This is a genomic window from Citrobacter sp. Cpo089 (genome assembly GCF_030332695.1).
In the GTDB taxonomy this organism is placed as follows: Bacteria; Pseudomonadota; Gammaproteobacteria; order Enterobacterales; family Enterobacteriaceae; genus Citrobacter; species Citrobacter portucalensis.
The window spans coordinates 1-5,079 of the sequence record NZ_JAOWHJ010000053.1 but is presented as its reverse complement, the minus strand read 5'-3'; the positions used below and the strand labels follow the sequence as shown (position 1 = coordinate 5,079).

Below are 5,079 nucleotides of genomic sequence, written 5' to 3'. Positions count from 1 at the left end.
GTTGCCCGGCATCCAACGCCATTCATGGCCATATCAATGATTTTCTGGTGCGTACCGGGTTGAGAAGCGGTGTAAGTGAACTGCAGTTGCCATGTTTTACGGCAGTGAGAGCAGAGATAGCGCTGATGTCCGGCAGTGCTTTTGCCGTTACGCACCACCCCGTCAGTAGCTGAACAGGAGGGACAGCTGATAGAAACAGAAGCCACTGGAGCACCTCAAAAACACCATCATACACTAAATCAGTAAGTTGGCAGCATCACCGGCTTTCCTCGCTCACCCCAGTCACGTACTTATGTACGTTCAGGGGATTCGCTGCGTCGCCGCCTTCCTGCAACTCGAATTATTTAGGTTATAAAGAAGCATTTATGCTCCACGTGTAATCCGTGATGATAAATATAAGAGGACTACGATGCGCCAACAATACTAAATCATGTCCAGTAATCCGGACAGAAATAAGACAAAAAGAGGAAATAGTGAGATATTTACGGCGCAGATCACATTTTTCGTGGGAATCAGAGTGACACCGCTCGCAAATATGGGGAGTTAAAAATTTAATTCAGGATGTTTTAGATTTTCAGATCTGGAATGCTGCTCGCAGCGTGGGCCGGATAAAACGCATTGCGTCGCCATCCAGCCCACGTTGAGATTTACTTACAGGGTAATCGTCAGCACAATCGCATCCGGCGTGACAACCGTTCCCCACTCACTGCCCACAGACGAGCCGCCCTTCACGCCGCTAACCTGCGTAATATTACGCAGACACAGCGTCCAGTTACGCGCTTCGCCACTTCCTTGCACGGTGATGGTATTACCCGTGCGCGTCGCTTTCAGCGTGAAGATAACCGAACCGTCAGCCGCCGGGACTTCACAAATCGCCTCCCGACCCTCCTGCAGATGGAACAGCTGGAACGCCGTCCCTTCGTGCCAGGCGTAGTCCGGCTTCTGGTTATTGCAGCCCAGCGCCAGCAGTGTATTGTCGCGCACATAAACAGGCAGACTCAGGAAGTCATGCTGCTGCTTATGCCAGCGGCTGCCCGCCACCTCGTCGTTACGCCACAGATGCGTCCAGCGTCCTTCCGGCAGATAGAACTGCACATCACCCGCCTCGCTAAACACCGGCGCAACCATCACGCTATCGCCCAGCATGTACTGGCGGTCGAGATAATCACATGCCGGATCGTCCGGGAACTCCAGCATCATTGCGCGCATCATCGGCGTTCCGAGTTCATTGGCGCGCGCCGCTTCGCGATACAGGTACGGCATCATGCGGCATTTCTGCTCAGTGAAGTAGCGCACCACGTTGCAGGATTCATCATCGTACGCCCATGGCACACGGTAGGATTTACTACCGTGCAGGCGGCTGTGGCTGGAGAGCAGCCCAAACGCACACCAGCGCTTGTAGACGTGCGCAGGGGCGGTATTCTCAAAGCCGCCAATATCGTGACTCCAGAAGCCAAAGCCGGACAGGCCGATGGACAACCCGCCACGCAGGCTTTCGGCCATTGATTCATAGTTGGCATAGCAGTCACCGCCCCAGTGCACCGGGAACTGTTGCGCGCCGACCGAGGCCGAACGGGCGAACAGCACTGCCTCTTCTTCACCGACGGTCTCTTTCAGCACGTTCCATACCAGTTCGTTGTAGATGTACGCATAATGGTTGTGCATTTTCTGCGGATCGGAACCGTCAAACCACTGCACGTCAGTAGGAATGCGTTCACCAAAGTCAGTTTTGAAGCAGTCAACGCCGATATCCACCAGACCTTTCAGCTTGTTGGCATACCACTCGCAGGCTTCAGGATTGGTGAAGTCATAAATCGCCAGGCCCGGCTGCCATTTATCCCATTGCCACAGGGAGCCGTCCGGGCGCTTGAGCAGATAACCTTTCTCTTTCAGTTCATTGAACAGCGGGGATTTCTGGCCGATATAGGGGTTTATCCATACGCAGACCTTCAGCCCTTTCTCTTTCAGGCGGCGGATCATGCCTTCCGGGTCAGGGAAGGTCACCGGATCCCACTCAAAGTCGCACCACTGGAAGGCTTTCATCCAGAAGCAGTCGAAATGGAAGACGTGCAGCGGCAGATTGCGCTCGGCCATCCCGTCGATAAAACTGTTCACCGTCGCTTCATCGTAATTAGTGGTGAACGATGTAGTCAGCCACAAACCGAATGACCAGGCTGGCGGCAGCGCCGGACGACCAGTAAAGCGGGTATAACGATCCAGCACCGCTTTCGGCGTAGGGCCGTCGATGACGAAATATTCCAGATACTCGCTTTCAACGCTGAACTGCACTTTTGACACTTTCTCAGAGCCAATTTCAAACGACACGCACTGCGGATGGTTTACCAGCACGCCGTAACCACGGTTGGTGAGATAAAACGGGATGTTCTTGTAAGACTGCTCGGTACTGGTGCCGCCATCGCGGTTCCATGTTTCCACCGTCTGGCCGTTACGTACCAGCGCAGTAAAGCGCTCACCCAGACCGTACACCGTTTCGCCAACGCCCAGATCCAGGCGTTCAAACATATAGTTTTTCCCGCTGTTGGTGTCCTGCACGTAGCCGTTATTTTTCAGCTGGCTGCCGGTAATACGTTCGCCGTTACGCAAGAAATCCAGCGACCAGAACTCACCTTTAGTGACCCGCACGCTCAAATTTCCGCTTTTCAGTTCGGCAAATTCAGCGGTGTTTTGTATCTTTACATTGACGTCCTGCAGCACGTTCAGCGGATAGTGTGGACCGTTATCCAACGCGCCCTGGAAGTGTTCCATACGCACCCCAACCACGCCTTCCTGCGGCGAGAAAAAGCGCAGGGTGAAGAGTGGAGTATCCAGTTGCCAGGTACGTTCACGCACATCGCGCGGCGCAACGTAGACAATCATTTCGTTACCCTGCTGTTCGACCTCGAACACCTGAATCGGGTGAGTTAAATTCAGGCCAGGCTGCGTCAGCCAGTTTCCGTCGCTAATTTTCATCGTTGGTTCCTTAGTTCTGTAATTCTTTCGTCGAAAAATCCTGCTGATTGCGGTGCGCACCGTGAGCCAGCTGACTCATGATTTCCGTCAGATACGGCGTTTTCAGGGTATAGAAGCGTTTGGCAATCACGGCACTCAACAGGTAACAAATAGCTGGGACAATCGTGAACAATGCGATAATGATGCTAATGGTGGCGCTGTTCTGGGTTTTCGCTGCGGCATCGTAACCGCCGCCCGCCAGCATCCAGCCGATCATCGCCCCGCCGAGCGCCAGACCCAGCTTCAGCACGAACAGCGTGCCCGCGAAGCTGATCCCCGTCAGACGTTTTCCGTTACACCACTCGCCGTAATCAACGGTATCGGACATCATCACCCACTGGATTGGCGTCACGAGCTGATGCAGTACGCCAATCACGAAGATGAAGGCAAACATGGTGAGGTTGGCGTGCATCGGCACGAAGAACATTGCCAGACTGACGACCGCTAGCAGGGCGTTCGTCCACCAGAAGACGCTGACTTTGCATTTCCAGTCAGTCAGCGGTTTTGCCAGCGCAGAGCCGATAAGATTGCCGACGCAATAGGTGGTGAGGAAGGCGACAAACACTTCCGGGGTACCCAGAATCCAGGTGACGTAATACATCATCGCCCCGCCGCGTACGCAGACGGCCAGGATGTTGAGGATGGTCAGCAGGCCGACGATGCGCCATTGGTCGTTTTGCCAGATGTCGCGCAGGTCCTCACGCATTGAGTTGCTGCTCGGCGGCGCTTCCACACGTTCTTTGGTAGTAAAGAAGCAAAACGCCAGCATCAGGAACGCCACAACCGAGAGCACGGCAATCCCGCCCTGGAAGCCCAGCGCTTTATCTTCACCGCCAATCAGATTCACCAGCGGCATCATCAGCACGGTGGAGAGCATGCCGCCCGCCGTCGCCAGCACAAAGCGCCATGACTGCAGGGAGATACGCTGCGTTGGGTCATTGGTTATCACACCGCCCAGCGCGCAGTAGGGAATATTCACCACGGTATAAAGCAGGGTCAGCAGCGTGTAGGTGATTGCGGCATAAATCATTTTGCCGTGCAGGCTGAGATCCGGCGTGCTGTAGGCGAGCACACAGACCAGACCAAATGGCAGAGCGCCAAACAGCACCCACGGGCGGAATTTCCCCCAGCGCGAACGGGTGCGGTCGGCGAGCAGTCCCATGCAAGGGTCTGAGATAGCATCCAGCGCGCGAGCCAGTAAGAACATCGTGCCGACAAAACCGGCCGGGATACCAAAAATATCGGTATAGAAGAACATCATATATAACATAACGTTATCAAAAATGATGTGGCTGGCGGCATCGCCCATGCCGTAGCCAATCTTCTCTTTAACGGACAAAATCTCACTTTTCATTACGCATCCTTGTTAGCACTTTCACACGCACTGATACCGGTTACAGTTCTTGTAAACCATCCCTGTGAGCACGGGTATTCCGATATCTCGTTATCAAATTACGATTCTTGTTTTCTGTGATCAGGGTAGCGTCTGAAAATGTGTCTAAGTGTAAGCAATGGATTTTGCGGGGATTTATTTGAAACTGGTCATGGTATAGAGAAACGGAAGTTAAAAAAGTGAGTGAGGGGGTGTGGAAACCCGAGGAAGTAGCTATAATGCGCCCCGCCTCCATGTAGCAATCGAGGCGCGGAAGATCGTCATCTCCGGTGAGGTGGCTGGACTTCAAATCCAGTTGGGGACGCCAGCGTTCCCGGGCAGGTTCGACTCCTGTGATCTTCCGCCAAGGTAATGACTCCAACTTATTGATAGTGTTTTATGTTCAGATAATGCCCGATGACTTTGTCATGCAGCTCCACCGATTTTGAGAACGACAGCGACTTCCGTCCCAGCCGTGCCAGGTGCTGCCTCAGATTCAGGTTATGCCGCTCAATTCGCTGCGTATATCGCTTGCTGATTACGTGCAGCTTTCCCTTCAGGCGGGATTCATACAGCGGCCAGCCATCCGTCATCCATATCACCACGTCAAAGGGTGACAGCAGGCTCATAAGACGCCCCAGCGTCGCCATAGTGCGTTCACCGAATACGTGCGCAACAACCGTCTTCCGGAGCCTGTC

The 5,079-nt window shown here is 53.9% G+C and carries 3 protein-coding genes, 1 tRNA gene and 1 pseudogene; 1 reads left to right on the top strand and 4 read right to left on the bottom strand.

The annotated features are described in order from the left end of the window. From OGX92_RS09980 to OGX92_RS09970, 3 genes are all read right to left on the bottom strand, one after another. The coding region (locus OGX92_RS09980; RefSeq protein ID WP_000179203.1) for an IS1 family transposase at positions 1-206 on the bottom strand (206 nt) is incomplete at its 3' end. A gap of 445 nt (positions 207-651) precedes the next feature. After that, on the bottom strand, positions 652-2,970 hold the full coding sequence (yicI, locus tag OGX92_RS09975; RefSeq protein ID WP_284962219.1) for an alpha-xylosidase: 2,319 nt from the start codon (positions 2,968-2,970) through the stop codon (positions 652-654). A gap of 10 nt (positions 2,971-2,980) precedes the next feature. After that, on the bottom strand, positions 2,981-4,363 hold the full coding sequence (locus tag OGX92_RS09970) for a glycoside-pentoside-hexuronide family transporter (RefSeq protein ID WP_003827223.1): 1,383 nt from the start codon (positions 4,361-4,363) through the stop codon (positions 2,981-2,983). Between the two features lie 290 nt (positions 4,364-4,653). Here OGX92_RS09970 and OGX92_RS09965 point away from each other — a divergent pair. Next, positions 4,654-4,748 (top strand) — tRNA-Sec (locus tag OGX92_RS09965). A 16-nt stretch (positions 4,749-4,764) separates the two neighbouring features. Here OGX92_RS09965 and OGX92_RS09960 read toward each other — a convergent pair. Next, positions 4,765-5,079 (bottom strand): annotated as a pseudogene (locus OGX92_RS09960) (IS1-like element IS1B family transposase); the annotation flags it as partial.